Consider the following 668-nt stretch of genomic DNA (forward strand, 5'->3'; position numbering starts at 1 on the left):
AGCAGGGACGAAAGTCGGGACTAGTGATCCGGCGGTACATTGTGGAATGGCCGTCGCTCAACGGATAAAAGGTACCTCGGGGATAACAGGCTGATCTTGCCCAAGAGTCCATATCGACGGCATGGTTTGGCACCTCGATGTCGGCTCGTCGCATCCTGGGGCTGGAGTAGGTCCCAAGGGTTGGGCTGTTCGCCCATTAAAGCGGTACGCGAGCTGGGTTTAGAACGTCGTGAGACAGTTCGGTCCCTATCCGCTGCGCGCGCAGGAAATTTGAGAAGGGCTGTCCTTAGTACGAGAGGACCGGGACGGACGAACCTCTGGTGTGTCAGTTGTACTGCCAAGTGCACCGCTGATTAGCTACGTTCGGATGGGATAACCGCTGAAAGCATCTAAGCGGGAAGCCTGCTTCAAGATGAGATTTCCATGCACCTTGTGTGTGAGAGGCCCCCAGCCAGACCACTGGGTTGATAGGCCGGATGTGGAAGCGGGGACTAAAGACCCGTGAAGCTGACCGGTACTAATAGGCCGATAACTTACACCACACATATCCTGGGCAGAACACGACTTCAAACGGTTCCGCCAAATAAGGGGTATGAAGATCATGCTGCTTGCGTCCACTATGTGGTTCCCAACCAACAACCCACGTCGTTGTTGATCAGGGAACACCA

Annotated in this window: 1 rRNA gene; it reads left to right on the forward strand. The window is 54.9% G+C overall.

What is annotated here, in order from left to right:
• Window positions 1-542, forward strand: a 23S ribosomal RNA gene (locus tag TVC13_RS18025); the annotation flags it as partial.
• Window positions 543-668 lie beyond the last annotated feature (126 nt).

The organism is Arthrobacter sp. 3Tela_A (assembly GCF_049311025.1).
In the GTDB taxonomy this organism is placed as follows: Bacteria; Actinomycetota; Actinomycetes; order Actinomycetales; family Micrococcaceae; genus Arthrobacter_B.